Origin of the sequence: Methylophilus sp. VKM B-3414 (assembly GCF_032248435.1) — a bacterium.
GTDB classification, from domain to species: Bacteria; Pseudomonadota; Gammaproteobacteria; order Burkholderiales; family Methylophilaceae; genus Methylophilus; species Methylophilus glucosoxydans.
Genome location: NZ_JAVTLI010000003.1, coordinates 405,640 through 422,019, shown reverse-complemented (window position 1 = coordinate 422,019; position 16,380 = coordinate 405,640). Strand labels below are relative to the sequence as shown.

The window sequence follows — 16,380 nt, the reverse complement described above, 5'->3', positions numbered from 1 at the left end:
GTCAGGGCAGAATCAAACGCTTACCGTGAACACTCATCCCTATGAATACAATCCCCATGTCACGCTTGATTAGGAGAACGCCATGACGAAAGCCATTATTCTGCAACCGGGCGGCGGTTATCAAAATGTCACCGTCGGCACACGCGAAGCCCCTGCGCCAACTGCCGGGCAAATCACCGTCAGGCTGCATGCAAACTCGCTCAATTACCATGATTTTGCCGTGGTCAGCGGCATGTGGGGGCCCAGCGAGCCGCGTATCCCGATGGCGGATGGCGCGGGTGAAGTAGTCGCGGTCGGCGCAGGCGTCACCGAATTCAAAGTAGGCGATGCCGTAGTCAGTACTTTTTTCCCCACCTGGCAAGCGGGTGAACCGCTGGTTGAAGGCTTTGCCACCGTGCCAGGCGATGGTGTGGATGGCTACGCGCGTGAAATCGTCACCGCCAGCGTGGAATCTTTTACGCTGGCCCCCAAAGGCTGGAGCCATATCGAATCCTCCACCTTGACTACCGCTGCCCTGACGGCCTGGCGTGCGCTGATGTCTGATGATCAGCTCACGCCTGGCGATACTGTGCTGGTGCAAGGCACGGGTGGCGTTTCCCTCTTTGCCTTGCAATTTGCCAAGCTGGCAGGCGCAACCGTGATTGCCACCTCGTCCAGCGAAGCCAAGCTGGAAAAACTCAAGGCCATGGGTGCAGATCACCTGATCAATTACAAAACCACCCCGGCCTGGGGAACGCTGGCGCGCGAACTGACGGGCGGCCGTGGCGTCGATCACGTCGTCGAGGTGGGCGGTCCGGCCACCCTCGAACAGTCCATGCTGGCGGCGCGCGTCGGTGGCCACGTCTCTGTCATTGGTATCTTGACCGGCTTGGCGGGCGACTTTCCCTTGGTCACGGCCCTGATCAAGCAACTGCGCCTGCAAGGTGTGCTGGTGGGTAGCCGCAGCATGCAGCAAGCCATGATCAAGGCCATAGACGCGAATGGCCTGAAACCGGTGGTAGATAAGGTGTTTGCACTGGAGGAAATGGTGCAGGCCTTCCAGTATCAGGAGACCAATCAGCACTTTGGCAAAATTTGCCTGCAGATTTAACGGAGTAAAGCCCCCTGCTGCCGAAAAGCGCGGGGGGGGTCACCAAACTGCTGCTTAAAGGCCCGGCTGAAATGTGCAAAATCGTTAAAGCCGCAAGCCAGCGCGATCTCGGAAATGCTCCGGTGCTGCCAGGCCGGTTGCTTAAGGTATTGCGCACTCAGCGCCAGCCGCTGTTGCCAGACATAGCGCATCAAAGACGTCTGTTCATCGGCAAACAATTGATTGATATACCGGCTGGAAAATCCGGTGGCAGCGGCAATGGCGTCACTATCCAGGTCTGCATCCTGTAGATGCTTACTGAGCCACTGCTTGATTTGCAACAACGATAAACTGCGGCCAGGCGAACGCGGCAGCGCATGGTCTTGCAGGGTTTCAAGCGCATTGCCCAGCATGTCCAGCATAGGCACCGCGCTGGCTTCAAATGCCTGCATGGAGAGTTGATTCAGCTGACGCGTGAGCTGTTGCAAAAACGGCGACAACATGGCGGTCATGCCGTGCTGCAATCGCATGGGCATCGCCGTCAGATGCCCGGCCTGCGGCAAACGCTGATGCAACAAGGTTCTTGGGATAGAAACAATCAGCTTGGAAAACGCCTCTGGACAATGGATATAGTGCGGCACCGTGGCATCATAAATAGTCATGTCGCCAGGGCGCAAAAACACTTCCCGCCCTTGCTGTTGCAGACAATACCGGCCTTGCAGCAACAGGACGGCAAAATAATTATCCAACTGCGGACGACAGATTTCTCGCGTCCCGCGCTGGATGGTCAGGCTGTTGGAATGGATCACGGATAGTTGCAACGCCTGCCAAGGATAGAGCGTCATCTCGTTGTAAAGCGGGGCAGCCGTGGGCGGGACGATGTCCACCTCTGCATATTCACGTCCAATCACCTCACACAACCATGCCTTGCGCTGACTGGGTGCGACCAGATCGGAGCTATATTTGCGACCTGTCGCTGCGACTACTGTCCTTGCTTGCTGCGCCATGACCCTCTCCTTTGCTGAGCGAAATTAAGTCACAAACAGCTAGATTTCGCAAGCGAGTCATCTCCGTTTCAGTCAAGCGTGAGCTCCGTCCAGGTCAAGCAGGGCATGACAGATCGGCTATGCTGGGGACACGATATCCCCCAGGAGACTTTGATGCAATCGACCCCACAAGCCCACCAGATGTTATTGAAAGGGGCCGCATGCTGGCTGCTGATGGCGTTGTTACTGGCATGGTGTATGGTGGGCCTGAACTTTGGTGTGGCCCCACTCAAGGCGATTTTCGCGGGAAAATTCACGCGGCTGTTGCAAGCACATATCGATTTTCTGCTGATGACCGCCCTCATTTTTGGCATTGCGGCCAGCCGGGTCTCTTTGCCATGGCATGTACGCTGGGCGATGGTGATAGGCGCATTTACCAACTCTAGCCTGTTTTTGCTGATGGCCATTTTCCCGGCGCTGGACAATCCTGAGCTCCCGCCGCCCTTGCTGTTCCAGGTTTACCTGTTTGCCAGCCTGATCACAACCTCTTATGGGTTTGGCAAGGCTTCGGTATTGATTCTAAAATCTTCGCTCCGGCCTTAGGTCATCATTTTGCAGCACATGGGCGTGGCCGAGTCCGGCGCCCATGCAAAAAACCATGGTCGCGTTCAACCTATCATTGCTCTGGGTGACGACACTGATCGCAGCCACCCGACTCCAGCCACATGGCATTAAGGATGGCAAGCAGTACAGCAAAACCGACGCCTAACAACCAGGTAAAGTACCACATGTGTATTCTCCTTTAGTAGGCCTGATGACTGTTGGCTTGTATATCAGCCACGGTGACTTTGCCGCGCATGACGTGATAGGCCCAGCCGGTATAAAAAATAATCAGTGGCATGAAAATCAACGTGGCAAAAAACATCAGTTGCAGTGTCAGGTGACTGGAGACACTGTCCCACACGGTCAGGCTGGCGTTGGGCTGTGTCGAAGATGGCATGACAAACGGGAACATGGCGGCGCCTGCTGTCCCAATCACGCCGAATATACTCAGCGATGAAGCCACAAATGCACGCAGGGTCCGGCCTGACTGCACCAGCCAGGCGGCCAGTAAGGCGCCACAGATTGCCAGACAAGGCAACAACCATAACATGGGCTGCGCCCGATAATTCTGCCACCAGCCTTCCGCTGAACGTACCACGGTTTTGGCCAGTGGATCTGGTAAAGCTGCCGCATCCACACTGGAGGTGATGACATAGCCATCGATATGACCAAAACGCAGCCACACCCCAGCCAGCACAAAAGCCGCCACCATGACCCAGGCGCAGTATGCAGCCAGCGAAATGCTGCGAATCTGTATGCGGCCTTCGGTACGATGCGCCAGATACATTCCTCCCTGCATGGTGATCATGGCACTCGAAACCACGCCGCACAGCAGGGCAAATGGGTTGAGTAACGCCCAGAAGCTGCCGCTGTAATGCGACACCAGATTGTTATCCAGACTGAATGGAACGCCTTGCAGCAGATTGCCAAAGGCCACGCCGAAAATGAGCGGCGGTACGGCGCCGCCGACAAACAGGCCCCAATCCCAGGTGCTGCGCCAGCGGGCATTGTGAATTTTGCTGCGGTAATCAAAGCCCACCGGACGGAAAAACAGTGCCCACAAGACCGCCAGCATGGCCCAGTAAAAGCCGCTAAAGGCAGTGGCATAGACCAGCGGCCAGGCGGCAAAAATGGCCCCGCCACCGGTAATAAACCAGACCTGGTTACCATCCCAGTGCGGACCGACCGTGTTGATGACGACGCGTCGTTCATCATCGTTTTTACCGACAAACGGTAGCAGTGTGCCTACCCCCATGTCGTGGCCGTCCATGATGGCAAACCCGACCAGCAAAACGCCTACCAGCAGCCACCAGATGATTTTCAGGGTTGTGTAATCCAGCATGGTGTTCTCCTAAGCATGTACTTCCTGATCATAACGGCCGGTGCCCAGCGAGCCTGGTCCTTGCCGGGCAAACTTGACCATCAGATATAACTCGACCACCAGCAACACCGTGTAAAAGCCAACAAAGCCGATCAATGAACCATACAAGCTGGCCGAGCTCAGCGTGGATACCGATAAATGGGTAGGCAGCACACCATAAATGGTCCAGGGCTGGCGGCCATATTCGGCCACAAACCAGCCAAGTTCGGCGGCAATCCATGGCATAGGGAGCATCAACACCGCCCACTTCAGCAACCATGGTTTTTCGGTAAAACAGCCTTTGAGACTGCTCCACATGGCCAGCGCAAACAGCGCCAGCATAGCAAAGCCCAGACCCACCATGATGCGGAACGACCAGAACATCGACGCCACACGCGGCACGGTGTCATCCACCGCCTGTGCAATCATGGCTGGCGTGGCCTCAGCGACCTTATCGGTATAGCGCTTGAGCAACAGGCCAAACCCCAAGTCATGGATATGGGCCTTGAGCGTCACCTCGGCTTCGCTGTTATTGCGATCGGCCCGCAATTGCTCCAGCGCCACCACGGCGGGGATGCCATTCAGAATACGTTCGCGGTTTTTGGCCTTGATTTCGTCTATGCCGGGGATGGTTTTACTCAGCGAGCGGGTGCCAATCACTCCCATCACATAAGGCAGCTCAATTTCCCAGTTGTTTTTGTGCTCGGCCTCGTTGATGCCAGCCAGCAAGGTCAGCCCGGCCGGGGCCGGTTTGGTCTGCCACATGGCTTCAATCGCCGCCATTTTGGTTTGCTGTGCTTCACCCACGGTGTAACCGGACTCATCCCCGAGCACAATCACGCTGGCCGAAGCAGCCAGCCCAAAAGCGGCGGCGACGCTAAAGCTGCGTTTGGCAAATTCTACATTGCGTTTTTTGAGCAGATACCAGCTTGAAATAGAGAGCACAAACATGGCGCCGGTGACATAACCTGCCGAGACGGTGTGTACAAATTTCACCTGTGCATCCGGGTTCATCAGAATATCCCAGAAATTGGTCATTTCCATGCGCATGGTGTGCCAGTTAAACTCGGCGCCGACCGGATTTTGCATCCAGCCGTTGGCGATTAATATCCACAACGCCGACAGGTTGGTGCCTATGGCCATGAGCAGGGTCACCATCAGGTGCTTTGGTTTGGACAGCTTGTCCCAACCAAAGAAAAACAGGCCGATAAAGGTGGATTCCAGAAAAAATGCCATCAGGCCTTCTATGGCCAGCGGTGCGCCAAAAATATCGCCCACATAATGCGAGTAATAAGCCCAGTTGGTGCCAAACTGAAACTCCATGGTAATGCCGGTGGTGACGCCCAGCGCAAAGTTGATGCCAAACAGCTTGCCCCAGAAGCGTGTCATGTCTTTCCAGATCACCTTGCCGGTCATGACGTAAACGCTTTCCATGATCACCAGTAGCCAGACCATGCCCAGCGTCAGCGGCACAAACAGAAAGTGGTACATGGCGGTGGCGGCAAATTGTAGGCGGGACAAGTCCACCAGTTCGTGAGAAATCATTTTGAACCTCCAGTCTCTGCAGGGGATTTCGCCGACACACTGACCAAATGCCTGAACACACTTTCAATATCCGGGTGTTGCTTCTGCGGCTTGACGATACAGAACCAAAGCATCCACAGCAGAATCACTTTGATCAGCAACACCCACGTCAAATGACGAAACAGGACGCTGCTGCGATAATGCGTCACCAGTTTTTTCATGTTCACGACCAGGCCTGGTTAGGGAAAAAGATTGACGGATGCGCTACTTGCGAAACAGGGAGTACACTGGGCACCAGCCAATCAGCCCGGTTGCTAAAGGCACCACCCCCAGCCAGCCCCAGACCGCCCCCTCAAAAAACAGCGTCCATAGCAACAAGCCTCCCCCAACGATCACTCTTAAATATCGCTCGAACTGATTGATGTTATCTGCCATCACGGCCTCCTTGCTGTTGATCAAAATATTCTTGTTAATGACAGGACAGCGCTGCATAAGCCTGATGTTGGGTCAGATAAATCTTGCCATTGAGCTGCTGCCTGAGTGGAGCATGTTGCAACATGTCCATCACAGGGCCTTTGACCTCGGACAAATGAAAGCCAATTCCCAATGCAGATAAATGGTGATTGATCGCCTCAAGCACCTCCAGGGCACTGCCATCTACCTCGTTGACGGCGGAGCACATCAGGATCACATGTTTCAATGCCGGGTTGTCGGCGACCACTTCGAGCACTTTTTGCTCGAGATAGCGCGCATTGGCAAAATACAAACTCTCATCCACACGTAAAGTAATCACATCCGGGCACACACTGACCGCATGCCGCGCCACGTTTCTAAAATGCTCGGTACCCGGCACCTGCCCGACAATGGCAATGTGCGGCCGACTGCTGCGGTATAGATGCATGGCCATGGACAGCAACACGCCTGCACTGATGCCATGTTCAATATCGACCAGCAAGGTGATCATAAAAGTCACCAGCAAGGCGGCAAAGTCACTGCGGTTACGCCGCCAGGTCTCGATAAACACGCGTCCGTCCACCAGGCTCATCACCGCAACGATAATCGTGCTGGCCAAAATAAATCTGGGTAACGCACTGAGCCACGAGGCCAGAAAAACCGTGGCCAGCCACATGCCCAATGCGGTAAACAAACCCGCTGCCGGCGTTTGCGCACCCGCATCCATATTCACCACTGAGCGCGACACGCCGCCGGTGACCGGCTGTCCCCCACTCATGCTGGCCGCCAGATTGGCGCCGCCCAAGGCAATCAGCTCCTGGTCAGGATCTATGCGTTCGCGCCGCTTCATGGCCAGACTCTGCGCGACAGAAATCGACTCCACCGTGCCGATGATGGAAATCAGCAAGGCAGGGGCCAATAAAGACTGCCACATTGCCAGACTCCCATGCGGCAAGGCCAGCGCAGGCAGCCCGGCGGGAATCTGCCCCACGGTCCGCACCCCGGTGAGCAGGGCCCAACCGGCATGCATGACAATCGTCCCGATCAACACCAGCAGCGCAGGCACTGCCCGCACCAACGCCTGCGCCCAAAACGGCGAGCAGCCCAGACTTAGCAACAGCGATTGCCCTTGCCGCCTGGCCAGCACCAGCAATAGCAGGGTGAGCACCGACAGCATGGCCGTCGCGAGATGAATCTGCGGCCATTGCCCCAGCATACTCTGCCAGAGCGCCAGTACATGACTGCCCTCGGCCCGGATACCGAGCAAGGTGGGTAGCTGGCTACTGGCAATCACCAGGCTGGCGCCAGCAATAAAGCCGCTCATGACGGGGTGCGATAGAAAATTCGCCAGAAAGCCTAATTTGAACATCCCGGCCAGCATCAGAAACAGGCCAGACAAACACGCCAGGATCAGCGCCGCTTGCAGCCCCAGCGCGGGACTCTGTGCTGAATAAGGCGCCACTGCGGTCGCAGTCATCAGCGCCGCCACCGCCACCGGGCCTACAGCCAGCGTCGCACTGGTGCCTAACAAAGCATAGACGATTAACGGCAACAGGCTGGCATACAGGCCGACTTGTGGCGGCAAGCCCGCCAGGATGGCATAGGCCAGCGCCTGCGGAACCAGCATCAGGGTCACCGTCAGCGCCGCCATCAGGTCATGCATGGCCTGCTCGCGCCGATAATGCCGCCCCCAGCGGAGGGCGGGCACGTAATGGGCCAGCCGAGTCAACATCGCTGTGCTCATGCCGACTGCTTGATCACCACTTGCCCGCAAGCCTGGTTGGCAGGCAAGGCTACATCAATTTGTTTGGGATAGGCCAGCTTGAGATTGGCCATGATATTGATAAATTCAGCGCGGGAAGTTTGCCCGCCCAAGCGCTTGTTTTCACGCTTCTCGTGGCCGACCGTGGAGACGGTCCTACCGTGATAATCGTGGCCGGGATAAATCAGCGTATCCTCAGGCAAGCTGAAAATTTTGGCATGTATGCTGTCATACAACTGCCCGGCATTGCCCTGCTGAAAGTCGGTGCGGCCACAGCCATCAATGAGCAAGGCATCGCCGGTAAAGATGCGGTCACCGACCAGATAACTGACACAGCCGTTGGTGTGCCCGGGGGTGTAACGGACCTCGATATCCAGCGTGCCAACTTGCAAGTGCACGCCATCGGTCACCAGCACATCGCCGCATTGCGCGCCTGCATCACGATGCACCACACTTTTACTGCCCAGACGCTCGCGCAAGGTGGCGGCAGCGGTGACATGATCGGCGTGCACATGCGTTTCCAGGGTAAACACCAGCGTCAACCCATGCTGTTGCAAAGCCGCCACATACTTGTCTACCTCGCTGCCTACTGTATCAATCATCACCGCCTGCCGGGTTTCTTTACAGCCTAGCAGATAGGTATAAGTGCTACTTTCAGGCTCAAAAAATTGCTTGAAAATCATCCGCGTGCTCCTTATCAAGATGGCGTTGATTCAGCAAAACCAGTGCCAATGTTTCAATAAAAATTTAAAAACAGTAAAATCAATGACTTATATAAAAATATCACTTGCCCACCCCCGCCAAAAATGTTTCAATGAAACACAAAACCACAATCATGAAACGTTTCAAATAAAAAATGGAACAAACCACCCCCGATTTTTTCAGCCAGCAGGCCGGCCTGAGCCGCGCACAGGGCGAATCGCTGGCCCGCATGATTTCATTGATCATGCCAGATGCAGCCGTGTTTACCGTCGATGCTCAAAAGCGGATCAGTTACTGGAGCCCGGGTGCCGAAAAACTGCTAGGCTTCACCCAGGCTGCGCTCTTGGGTGAAAACTGCCTGACCGCCAACCGCTGCGAACAGTGTATGCGCGGCTGTGGGCTCACCGAGTCTGGCAAGGTCGAGGGCGCCCCCCTGCTGCTGCACCGGTCTGATGGTGAACGACAGGCAGTGTTGAAATATGCCATGGCCTACTTGCCTGAAGATGGCGCGTTTGCGGGCGGCCTCGAAATCCTGCTGCCCCAGCAGGCGGACGCAGGCAAGACCGCCGCACAATCCTCGCTGGGTGAAAAATATGGCTTGATCAGCCATGCGCCCGAAATGCAAAAAGTGTTTGAAATGATACGCCGCGTGGCAGTGACAGATATACCGGTGTTGATCCGCGGCGACTCCGGCACAGGCAAAGAGCTGGTGGCCCGCGCCATTCATGGCGAGAGTCTGCGTCACCGCGGCGCCTTTGTCGCCATCAACTGTGCCACGCTCAATGCGGGCATGCTGGAGAGTGAGCTGTTCGGCCACGTCAAGGGTGCCTTCACCGGTGCCATTCGTGATCACCAGGGCCTGTTTGGCCGGGCCGAGGGCGGCACGCTGTTTCTGGATGAAATCGCCGAACTGCCTTACGAATTACAGGCCAAACTGTTGCGCGTACTAGAAACCGGTGAATACCTGCCCGTCGGGGCCAGTCAGGCCATGCAAGCCAATGTCCGCATTGTTGCCGCCACACACAAAGCCTTGCGCGAAGAGGTTAAAGCCGGGCGTTTCCGGCAGGACTTGTTGTTCCGCTTGCGCGTGGTGCCCATCTTCTTACCCAGCTTGCAGGCGCGCAAACAGGATATTCCGCTCATCGTGCGTCACCTGCTTAAACAGCAATTTACCGGGGAACAGCTGCCCGTAGTGAAGGCCGCCGTCATGCAGCAACTGATGGCCTATGACTGGCCAGGCAATGTGCGCGAACTGCGCAATGTGTTGAATTACGCACTGGTGATGTCAGATGGCAAGCAGATCGATACCGCAGACTTGCCGCCCGAACTGCAAACGATACCCGCGTCAACACAGACAATGGCAGCGCCAGTCGCCAAACCAGGCCGCCAGGCGCTTTCAGAAGCCGCCATCGTGCAAGCCGTCACTGACTGCCAGGGCAACCTGACCCAGGCGGCCAAGCAACTTGGGATTGGCCGCACCACACTGTGGCGTTACCGCAAACTTTGGCAAAAAGACTGATACGGTCACAACCAGCCGCGACGCACCGCCAGCGTATGCACGGCCATGCCTGCCAGCATGCTGGCGACAAACAGCCAGACCGCCGGGCCACCCGTCAAGAGTGAGGCGATGGCTGGGCCGGGACAAAATCCGGCAATGCCCCAGCCGGTGCCAAAGATCACCGCCCCCAGCACCAGTTTGCGGTCAATCAGACGCGTGCCTGGTAACTGCACAGGCAGGCCCAAGACACTGGCGGAGTGCCTGGCCGCAGACTTGAAGGCAAAAAAGCCTACCGCAATCGCACCCATCATCACAAATGCCAGTGACGGATCCCAGTCACCGGTCACATCCAGAAAGGCCAACACCTTGGCTGGATTGGTCATCCCGCCTACAATCAACCCCACACCGAAGATCAGCCCGGCGATCAATGCCATCAGATTTGCCATCTTGCTTCTACCCTATCATCCACACATGGCGCCATAGCCAGACCACCAGCATCGCCACCAGCATAAACGTAAATGTCGCCACCAGCGAACGTGGCGACAGCCGTGACAAGCCGCAAACCCCATGACCACTGGTGCACCCCGACCCCAGGCGACTACCAAAGCCCACCAGCAATCCCGCCACGATCAACCAGGGCGTGGACGCCTGAATCTCCACCATAGGCAACGGCCGTGCCAGGACATAAACCAATGGCGACAGCACCAGACCCGCGACAAAAGCCAGGCGCCAGGCACGGTCACCGGCGGCGGCCGACCAGACCTGACCCACAATGCCACTGATGCCAGTGACCTTGCCCAGCCAGCGGATCATCAGCAAGGTGGAAAAACCTATGAGCAATCCACCCATCAGTGATTGCCAGGGGGTAAAAGAAATCATGCTTTTTTCTACATCCTCAACAGCGTTTATGAACAGGCCTAGCCAGCGTGATCACTCCTCAATCGACTTCGTCGGCCATGTCCTCATGGGCGGGTTCCGCAAGCTGGTTACATTCAAAACCGGCTTTTTCCAGCGCAACCCGATACTCGCAGCCGGGCAAATGCCCTTCCAGCTTGCCGTTGATATGGGTGGTTTCCTGCTTGCAGTAGGCGCAACGGTAACGGTGGGCCTGTCCTTCAAAGTGCTCTTGCGGATAGTCGATATAAAACAGTCGTTTCATGTTAATTGCTCCTCATCACAGCACTAGACAAGACCTATGCTACGCTGTCGACAGGAGGCTGGCAATACACAAAAAATCGCCTTGAGCAAGTTTTTTCATCAAATAATTTTAACGTGCATATTTTAATCAGGCCTAATTTCACACATAAAATCAATCAGTTAAGACACTCACCCACAGCTCACCATAAAAGTTATCCACAAAAAATGTGGACAGGCGCCCTTAACCACGGCTATGTAAGGCAGCGATTTCCTGAATGTCCAGATCACGTTCCATCAAATGCAGCAACTCGTCATGAATCTGCCCCGAGCGATGCAGTCTAAGCAGCTCTTCGCGACCGGCCGCCACGGCGGCCAGTACCACATTAAAATGCGCTTTGCGGAGGTCATCGGGCAGACTGTCTTCATGTTTATGTTTGTCTGACAGACTTTGCCGGTAGCTGTACTGCTCCAGCAACCGCGGGTGCATTAATGCGCCATGTTCGTTATAGGCCAGTTTGTTAACCACTGAAAACTGTGCCTGCTCAATCCGGGCCCACACCTGTGGCTCATTAAGGTAAATGTGCTCATGCTTGCTCGCCTTCAGTTTAAATGCCCGGATCACCTGGCCAATTGTCGTCCCCTGCACCACCACCGTCACCAGGATCACAGCAAATGCGCACATCAGCATCAAATCGCGTCCCGGCACCTGCGCGGGGACCGCCAGTGCCGCCGCCAGCGTGACCACGCCACGCATGCCTGCCCAGCTTTTGACAAAAGACTCGCCCCAGGTGCTGTGTCCATGCGCCGCATGCGGCTTGCGGATGAGTCTGGCCAGCCCATCAACCATGAAAATCCAGACAAAGCGTGACAAGATCACCACAGCCAGCACCAGCAACACTTCCAGTCCATAAGCCTCCAGGGACTTGTCGGCATGGGCGACACGCTCCCAGACGCCGCGCAAAGAGAGGCCGATAAAGATAAATACCAGCGATTCAAAGATAAAAATCATGATTTCCCAAAACGCGGCACCGCGCCGGCGCGCCGTGGCCGACATGATTTCATGCTGGTGCCAGCCCAGCATCATGCCGTAGGTGACCGTGGCGATCACGCCTGAGACACCGATGTGCTCGCCCACGACATAACAAATCCACCCCGGCAAGGCCGAGGCCAGCACCATGAGCTCAGTGCCATGCAGATAGCGCAGGGTTTTAAACACCACATAGCCCATGGCCGCGCCAAACAATACGCCCCCAACACTGAGCCAGGCAAAAGTTTCGAGCGCACCGCTCAGTGAAAACACGCCGGTCAGCAAGGCGACAATCGAAAACTTGTACAGCACCAGCCCGGTGGCGTCATTGAGCAAGCTCTCGCCTTCGAGCAACACCAGCAGCTTGCGTGGCAAGGCCACGCGTTGCAGCACGGCTTTGGCGGCAATCGCATCCGGCGGTGACACAATTGCGCCCAAGGCAAAACAGGCCGCCCACGGCAAGCTAGGGTTGAAGCTATGCAAGGCCAGCCCGACCGCCAGCGTGGTGAACAGCACCGCACCAATCGCCAGCAGTAAAATGCCGCCCAGGTGCCGCCTGAACTCATGCCAGACCGTGAAATAGGCTCCCGCCATCAGCAACGGCGGTAAAAACACCTCCATGACCAGGGCAGGATCAATCTCAAACGCCGGTAATTCTGGCACCAGCGCAATCAGGGCGCCACCCGCCAGCTGTGCTACCGCAGGCGGCCAGCGCAGCCGGTTGGCCAGGACCTCGAGTGCAATAATCGCCACCAGAAAAAACAGGATTAAATTGAAATAAAACGAATTACTCATGATAGACCGAGAGGGTCAGGCCCTCATGTAAACAGATGAAACCGCACCACTGAGGCGCGCCAGTGCCGCTAATCTAACACAGGCAGCTTGCGCCAGGCTTGCGTTAACAGGATTTGTCTGTTGTGAGTGTGCGGGGAAGCGCCTGTTTGACGCGGGCTTGAACTTGCATGCCCGCAATGGCTCAAACACAAAGAGTGTCCTTTTCAAAGATGAAGTGGCCGCACTGAATGCCATCAAGTTGGAGTAAGATGACGGCAGTCCGACACAGGATAAGGAGTAAACATGTTTAGCTTGAAAAAATGGATATGGCGGCAATGGCAGGCCTGGCGCGGTGCAGATCGGGCGTATGCCAAATATCTGGCGCATTTTCAGCATTACCAGTCGCAAGTGGTGGATCCCGCCTTGCAACAAAGTTTGCAACTGCAACCCATGAGCAAAGAAGCGTTTTTGCAAGCCTGGCAACAAAAAGGCCTCAAGCCTGCGGGTAAATCCTGCGGCTGCAAACCCGGCTGCTGCGGCTAGACCCTGATGGACATGATCAACACCCATGCCGGCAAGTTGCGTGCGATTGGCTATGATGCAGGCAAGCGGGCGTTGCGCGTGAGGCTGGAAGACGGCAGCACCCTCGAATATGCCAATGTCAGCGAAAGCGTCTGGCGTAGCTTCAAAAGCGCCAGTGCCCAATGGAGTTACTACCGCGACAACATTGAAGAAGCCTATCGTTGCCAACGGGTGAGCCCCTCAGTTACCTCGGCCCCGACCTTGGTCCGCAACCCGCTGGATGATTTGTTCCAGTAACCGCGGGGACAGAGACGCATTCAAGCCCCGCTTGCCGCAGATTGAGCAGCCGTTTGCCTGGCCTGTTGCCACCATAACAAAATCGCCAGCACCGCCACCCCTGTTAGCAAGGTAAAACTCATGGCGTAGCCATAACGCTGCGCGACCCAGCCTGCCATGGCCGGACTCAAGGCTGCCCCCAGGCCCTGGATGGTCAACACAAATCCCAGCCCGACATTGAAATGCCCACTGCCTTGCAACATCTTGGCCACCAGTCCTGGCAAAGCCACCCCTAACAGCCCCGCGCCGACGCCATCCAGTAGCTGCACGGGCACCACCGCCCAGGGCGAGTTCCAGGTCGACGCAATCACGCCGCGCACCGGCAAGGCAAGCAAGGCCAGCGTGACCAGCCGTTCGTAACTAAACTGCTCGGCATAACGCCCGGCTAGCAATGCCATGGGGATCATCACCAGTTGCGCAATCATTACCGTCAAAGCCGCAAACAGGCTGGCGTTGACCAGACCTTGCGACACCATGGTTTGCCCCAGCAAAGGCAGCATGGCGGCATTGGCAAGATGAAACAGCATCATGATGCAAGCCAGCATCAATAAGGGGCGTGACTGCAGCAAGGCCTTCCATACGGCACGGCCAGAATCACTGACCGCAGCATGTGACTCCAGACCGCGCGCCGCATGGTAATCAATCTCCTGCGGGCGAATGCGGCGGATGCACAGCAGCGCCAGCACCGCCATCACCGCCAATAGCATAAAGACGGCAGACAAGCCCCAGAAATAACCAAGCACGCCTGCCACGGAGACCGACACCAGGCTACCGGCATGACTCCAGGCCTCGTTCTGACCAAGCTGCCTGGACAAATATTTAGACCCGACCAGGCCCAGGCTGATACTGGCAATCGCGGGCCCAATCATGGCACGGACCACACCGGTAGCCGCTTGCGACAAGGCAATCGCCGCAAACGAGTGCCACAGCAACAACACCAGGCAACCGACCACCATCAGGATGGCGCACACAGACAGCCACAAGCGCTTGGCATGTGTGCGGTCCATCAGGGCACCCGCCGGAATTCCCGCCACCATGGTTGCCAACCCGCCTATGGTCATCACATAGCCGATCTCATCCGCCTGCCAGGACTGTGCCAACAAATACACGCCGAGAAAGGCGCCCAGCCCGTCGCGGACATCGGCCATGAAAAAATTCATTACCGCCAGCCATTGGCGGGAATCTGCAGGCCGTTTGAATAGACGCATGCTGTGCTCCTTAGACCACGGGGGCTTTAAAGATAAAAAAGGCACCCAAAGCAATCAGGGCAAAGCCGACGAAATGGCTGGAAGTGAAATGCTCGCCGAGGGAATACACCGAAAACACTACAAACACGCTGAGTGAAATGACTTCCTGCATGGTTTTGAGCGCTGCCACCGAATACACGGTATGGCCGATCCGGTTGGCCGGCACCGCAAAACAATACTCAAACAGGGCAATCAACCAGCTCACCACAATCACCACATACAGCGGCTTTTCGGTGAACTTGAGATGGCCATACCAGGCCACCGTCATAAACACATTGGAGATCAGTAACAATAGAATCGGGGCTAATTTTGCAATCATGATGCATCCTGTCAAAAGAGGGCGTCCAGCGTGGGCGGCGGCCTTTGGGCAGCACCGCTGTTGCCCAAAGCGCTTTAAGCAACACCTAACTTGCTTAAATCGCAGGCGACGCCGGATGAAGCGTTGGCTTGGGCTAAATCAGGGTCTAGCACTGGCCGGCTACCGCAGCCGCTGGCTGACAAGCTGGGGCCGCGGGCGCATAGAGTGGCTGCATCGTAGCGGCGGAGCTTCCCATGCGGATCGCCTCCAGCGACACACCATTGGCCGTCTTGGTCCCTAGACCCGCCACCGCAATACGCACCCCTGGGCGCAATGGCACACTCAGGCTTTCAGGCGGAAAGTGAACAATGCTCTGGTTATCCAGGATGACACCATCGACTTCGCCGCGCGGACCATTCAGGATCAGATCGACCTTGCCTTCCACCTGCAACGGCTGCAATGACTGCGCCCGCAAATGTGGAGGTAACAAGGGCAGGTTATTGGCGGGTGGCTGGTCCACCACAATATTGCCGGTGGTCACGTTGATAATGGCATCGGCTTTAACCATGGCTGGCGTTTCAGCATGCCCGAGAATACGCACATGCTGACCGGGTTGCACTGCGCCTAGCAAGGCCTGCGAACGGTGCGGGGGGAATTTGACAATCACGTCATTCGCCAAGCGCAAGCCATCCGCTTCCCCATACGGATTAAACAGGATGGCCTTGACAGTCGCCTCAGCTACCGCGGGCAGCGCCGCCGTCGCCTGTAAATCCAGCGCGCCTGCAGGCGCAAGCGGAGCGGGGACCATAGGCGAAGGCGCCAGTGGTGTCGATGCGCCTGGCCCCAGATTAAGTGGTGCAGGCGTCAGCGGAGAAGGATTCGCAGCTAAGGGCGGCAAGGCAAATGCTTGCAGGGGCAAACTTAGGGTGGTGATGAGCAGCGCGGCGCGCAGAGGACGGCTACCACGTGCAAGATGGCTGCTACGTATACATACAGAAGAAGTTAACATGAAATGCTCCTTGTCATCGATAGAGGTTATCTCCTCAATTGCAAGGGGCATGCCAGATAAAAAGTTATTTAAA

General features: G+C 56.4%; 20 protein-coding genes. 5 read left to right on the top strand and 15 right to left on the bottom strand.

Going from position 1 to position 16,380, the window contains the following annotated elements:
* The first annotated feature begins 82 nt into the window (after positions 1 to 82).
* The gene (locus Q9292_RS04205) at positions 83 to 1,090 is read left to right on the top strand and encodes an NAD(P)-dependent alcohol dehydrogenase (RefSeq protein ID WP_313985153.1); all 1,008 of its coding nucleotides are present in this window, start codon (positions 83 to 85) and stop codon (positions 1,088 to 1,090) included.
* On the opposite strand, the gene Q9292_RS04200 is transcribed toward Q9292_RS04205, so the two are convergent.
* Positions 1,087 to 2,076 carry a helix-turn-helix domain-containing protein gene (locus Q9292_RS04200; RefSeq protein WP_313985150.1) on the bottom strand — a complete coding sequence of 330 codons (990 nt, stop codon included), beginning with the start codon at positions 2,074 to 2,076 and terminating at the stop codon, positions 1,087 to 1,089. The two genes, Q9292_RS04205 and Q9292_RS04200, sit on opposite strands and share 4 nt — an antisense overlap.
* 153 nt (positions 2,077 to 2,229) lie before the next feature.
* Between Q9292_RS04200 and Q9292_RS04195 the strand changes: the two genes are divergently transcribed.
* Positions 2,230 to 2,658, top strand: a complete 429-nt coding sequence (locus Q9292_RS04195; protein WP_313985147.1) for a hypothetical protein — start codon at positions 2,230 to 2,232, stop codon at positions 2,656 to 2,658.
* Between the two features lie 73 nt (positions 2,659 to 2,731).
* Here the strand turns inward: Q9292_RS04195 and cydX are convergent, their stop codons facing one another.
* The 7 genes from cydX to Q9292_RS04160 are packed head-to-tail and all read right to left on the bottom strand — an operon-like array spanning position 2,732 to position 8,440.
* Positions 2,732 to 2,845 (bottom strand): cytochrome bd-I oxidase subunit CydX, encoded by a 114-nt coding sequence (gene cydX / locus Q9292_RS04190; RefSeq protein ID WP_313985144.1) that lies wholly within the window; start codon positions 2,843 to 2,845, stop codon positions 2,732 to 2,734.
* Between the two features lie 12 nt (positions 2,846 to 2,857).
* Positions 2,858 to 4,000 carry a cytochrome d ubiquinol oxidase subunit II gene (gene cydB, locus Q9292_RS04185; RefSeq protein WP_313985141.1) on the bottom strand — a complete coding sequence of 381 codons (1,143 nt, stop codon included), beginning with the start codon at positions 3,998 to 4,000 and terminating at the stop codon, positions 2,858 to 2,860.
* Between the two features lie 9 nt (positions 4,001 to 4,009).
* Entirely contained in the window at positions 4,010 to 5,563 is a 1,554-nt protein-coding gene (locus tag Q9292_RS04180) for a cytochrome ubiquinol oxidase subunit I (protein WP_313985138.1), read from the bottom strand.
* A complete protein-coding gene (locus Q9292_RS04175) occupies positions 5,560 to 5,763 on the bottom strand; it encodes a hypothetical protein (protein WP_313985135.1) in 204 nt (67 codons plus the stop codon). Before Q9292_RS04175 ends, Q9292_RS04180 begins: the two co-directional genes overlap by 4 nt.
* 43 nt (positions 5,764 to 5,806) lie before the next feature.
* Positions 5,807 to 5,977, bottom strand: a complete 171-nt coding sequence (locus tag Q9292_RS04170) for a DUF2892 domain-containing protein (RefSeq protein WP_124552636.1) — start codon at positions 5,975 to 5,977, stop codon at positions 5,807 to 5,809.
* A gap of 34 nt (positions 5,978 to 6,011) precedes the next feature.
* Entirely contained in the window at positions 6,012 to 7,739 is a 1,728-nt protein-coding gene (locus tag Q9292_RS04165) for a sulfate permease (RefSeq protein ID WP_313985131.1), read from the bottom strand.
* Positions 7,736 to 8,440 (bottom strand): MBL fold metallo-hydrolase, encoded by a 705-nt coding sequence (locus Q9292_RS04160; protein WP_313985129.1) that lies wholly within the window; start codon positions 8,438 to 8,440, stop codon positions 7,736 to 7,738. Before Q9292_RS04160 ends, Q9292_RS04165 begins: the two co-directional genes overlap by 4 nt.
* A gap of 173 nt (positions 8,441 to 8,613) precedes the next feature.
* On the opposite strand from Q9292_RS04160, the gene Q9292_RS04155 reads away from it, so the two are divergent.
* Positions 8,614 to 9,978, top strand: coding sequence for a sigma-54 interaction domain-containing protein (locus Q9292_RS04155; RefSeq protein ID WP_313985126.1), 1,365 nt, complete (start codon positions 8,614 to 8,616; stop codon positions 9,976 to 9,978).
* Between the two features lie 5 nt (positions 9,979 to 9,983).
* Here the strand turns inward: Q9292_RS04155 and Q9292_RS04150 are convergent, their stop codons facing one another.
* The 4 genes from Q9292_RS04150 to Q9292_RS04135 form a co-directional block, all read right to left on the bottom strand.
* Positions 9,984 to 10,403 (bottom strand): DUF6691 family protein, encoded by a 420-nt coding sequence (locus Q9292_RS04150; protein WP_313985124.1) that lies wholly within the window; start codon positions 10,401 to 10,403, stop codon positions 9,984 to 9,986.
* Between the two features lie 7 nt (positions 10,404 to 10,410).
* Complete coding sequence (locus Q9292_RS04145) at positions 10,411 to 10,836, bottom strand: YeeE/YedE family protein (protein WP_313985122.1); 426 nt, start codon at positions 10,834 to 10,836, stop codon at positions 10,411 to 10,413.
* A 58-nt stretch (positions 10,837 to 10,894) separates the two neighbouring features.
* Positions 10,895 to 11,116: a hypothetical protein gene (locus Q9292_RS04140; protein WP_194748882.1), complete on the bottom strand. Its 222-nt coding sequence runs from the start codon at positions 11,114 to 11,116 to the stop codon at positions 10,895 to 10,897.
* A gap of 219 nt (positions 11,117 to 11,335) precedes the next feature.
* Positions 11,336 to 12,916: a Na+/H+ antiporter gene (locus Q9292_RS04135; protein WP_313985117.1), complete on the bottom strand. Its 1,581-nt coding sequence runs from the start codon at positions 12,914 to 12,916 to the stop codon at positions 11,336 to 11,338.
* 282 nt (positions 12,917 to 13,198) lie between these two features.
* Here Q9292_RS04135 and Q9292_RS04130 point away from each other — a divergent pair, with 282 nt between their 5' ends.
* Positions 13,199 to 13,438, top strand: a complete 240-nt coding sequence (locus tag Q9292_RS04130) for a hypothetical protein (protein ID WP_194748884.1) — start codon at positions 13,199 to 13,201, stop codon at positions 13,436 to 13,438.
* Positions 13,439 to 13,444: 6 nt separating this feature from the next.
* Positions 13,445 to 13,714: a KTSC domain-containing protein gene (locus Q9292_RS04125; RefSeq protein WP_313985113.1), complete on the top strand. Its 270-nt coding sequence runs from the start codon at positions 13,445 to 13,447 to the stop codon at positions 13,712 to 13,714.
* 20 nt (positions 13,715 to 13,734) lie between these two features.
* Here Q9292_RS04125 and Q9292_RS04120 read toward each other — a convergent pair whose 3' ends face one another.
* The 3 genes from Q9292_RS04120 to Q9292_RS04110 form a co-directional block, all read right to left on the bottom strand.
* The gene (locus Q9292_RS04120) at positions 13,735 to 14,961 is read right to left on the bottom strand and encodes an MFS transporter (RefSeq protein ID WP_313985110.1); all 1,227 of its coding nucleotides are present in this window, start codon (positions 14,959 to 14,961) and stop codon (positions 13,735 to 13,737) included.
* Between the two features lie 10 nt (positions 14,962 to 14,971).
* Positions 14,972 to 15,319 (bottom strand): DMT family protein, encoded by a 348-nt coding sequence (locus Q9292_RS04115; protein WP_313985107.1) that lies wholly within the window; start codon positions 15,317 to 15,319, stop codon positions 14,972 to 14,974.
* A 145-nt stretch (positions 15,320 to 15,464) separates the two neighbouring features.
* Positions 15,465 to 16,307 (bottom strand): hypothetical protein, encoded by an 843-nt coding sequence (locus Q9292_RS04110; protein WP_313985104.1) that lies wholly within the window; start codon positions 16,305 to 16,307, stop codon positions 15,465 to 15,467.
* Positions 16,308 to 16,380: the final 73 nt, after the last annotated feature.

Bases quoted from the DNA above. Each gene is read 5' to 3' on its own strand.
- Q9292_RS04205 (WP_313985153.1), top strand. From the start codon at position 83: ATGACGAAAGCCATTATTCTGCAACCGGGCGGCGGTTATCAAAATGTC.
- Q9292_RS04200 (WP_313985150.1), bottom strand. From the start codon at position 2,076: ATGGCGCAGCAAGCAAGGACAGTAGTCGCAGCGACAGGTCGCAAATAT.
- Q9292_RS04195 (WP_313985147.1), top strand. From the start codon at position 2,230: ATGCAATCGACCCCACAAGCCCACCAGATGTTATTGAAAGGGGCCGCA.
- cydX (WP_313985144.1), bottom strand. From the start codon at position 2,845: ATGTGGTACTTTACCTGGTTGTTAGGCGTCGGTTTTGCTGTACTGCTT.
- cydB (WP_313985141.1), bottom strand. From the start codon at position 4,000: ATGCTGGATTACACAACCCTGAAAATCATCTGGTGGCTGCTGGTAGGC.
- Q9292_RS04180 (WP_313985138.1), bottom strand. From the start codon at position 5,563: ATGATTTCTCACGAACTGGTGGACTTGTCCCGCCTACAATTTGCCGCC.
- Q9292_RS04175 (WP_313985135.1), bottom strand. From the start codon at position 5,763: ATGAAAAAACTGGTGACGCATTATCGCAGCAGCGTCCTGTTTCGTCAT.
- Q9292_RS04170 (WP_124552636.1), bottom strand. From the start codon at position 5,977: ATGGCAGATAACATCAATCAGTTCGAGCGATATTTAAGAGTGATCGTT.
- Q9292_RS04165 (WP_313985131.1), bottom strand. From the start codon at position 7,739: ATGAGCACAGCGATGTTGACTCGGCTGGCCCATTACGTGCCCGCCCTC.
- Q9292_RS04160 (WP_313985129.1), bottom strand. From the start codon at position 8,440: ATGATTTTCAAGCAATTTTTTGAGCCTGAAAGTAGCACTTATACCTAT.
- Q9292_RS04155 (WP_313985126.1), top strand. From the start codon at position 8,614: ATGGAACAAACCACCCCCGATTTTTTCAGCCAGCAGGCCGGCCTGAGC.
- Q9292_RS04150 (WP_313985124.1), bottom strand. From the start codon at position 10,403: ATGGCAAATCTGATGGCATTGATCGCCGGGCTGATCTTCGGTGTGGGG.
- Q9292_RS04145 (WP_313985122.1), bottom strand. From the start codon at position 10,836: ATGATTTCTTTTACCCCCTGGCAATCACTGATGGGTGGATTGCTCATA.
- Q9292_RS04140 (WP_194748882.1), bottom strand. From the start codon at position 11,116: ATGAAACGACTGTTTTATATCGACTATCCGCAAGAGCACTTTGAAGGA.
- Q9292_RS04135 (WP_313985117.1), bottom strand. From the start codon at position 12,916: ATGAGTAATTCGTTTTATTTCAATTTAATCCTGTTTTTTCTGGTGGCG.
- Q9292_RS04130 (WP_194748884.1), top strand. From the start codon at position 13,199: ATGTTTAGCTTGAAAAAATGGATATGGCGGCAATGGCAGGCCTGGCGC.
- Q9292_RS04125 (WP_313985113.1), top strand. From the start codon at position 13,445: ATGGACATGATCAACACCCATGCCGGCAAGTTGCGTGCGATTGGCTAT.
- Q9292_RS04120 (WP_313985110.1), bottom strand. From the start codon at position 14,961: ATGCGTCTATTCAAACGGCCTGCAGATTCCCGCCAATGGCTGGCGGTA.
- Q9292_RS04115 (WP_313985107.1), bottom strand. From the start codon at position 15,319: ATGATTGCAAAATTAGCCCCGATTCTATTGTTACTGATCTCCAATGTG.
- Q9292_RS04110 (WP_313985104.1), bottom strand. From the start codon at position 16,307: ATGTTAACTTCTTCTGTATGTATACGTAGCAGCCATCTTGCACGTGGT.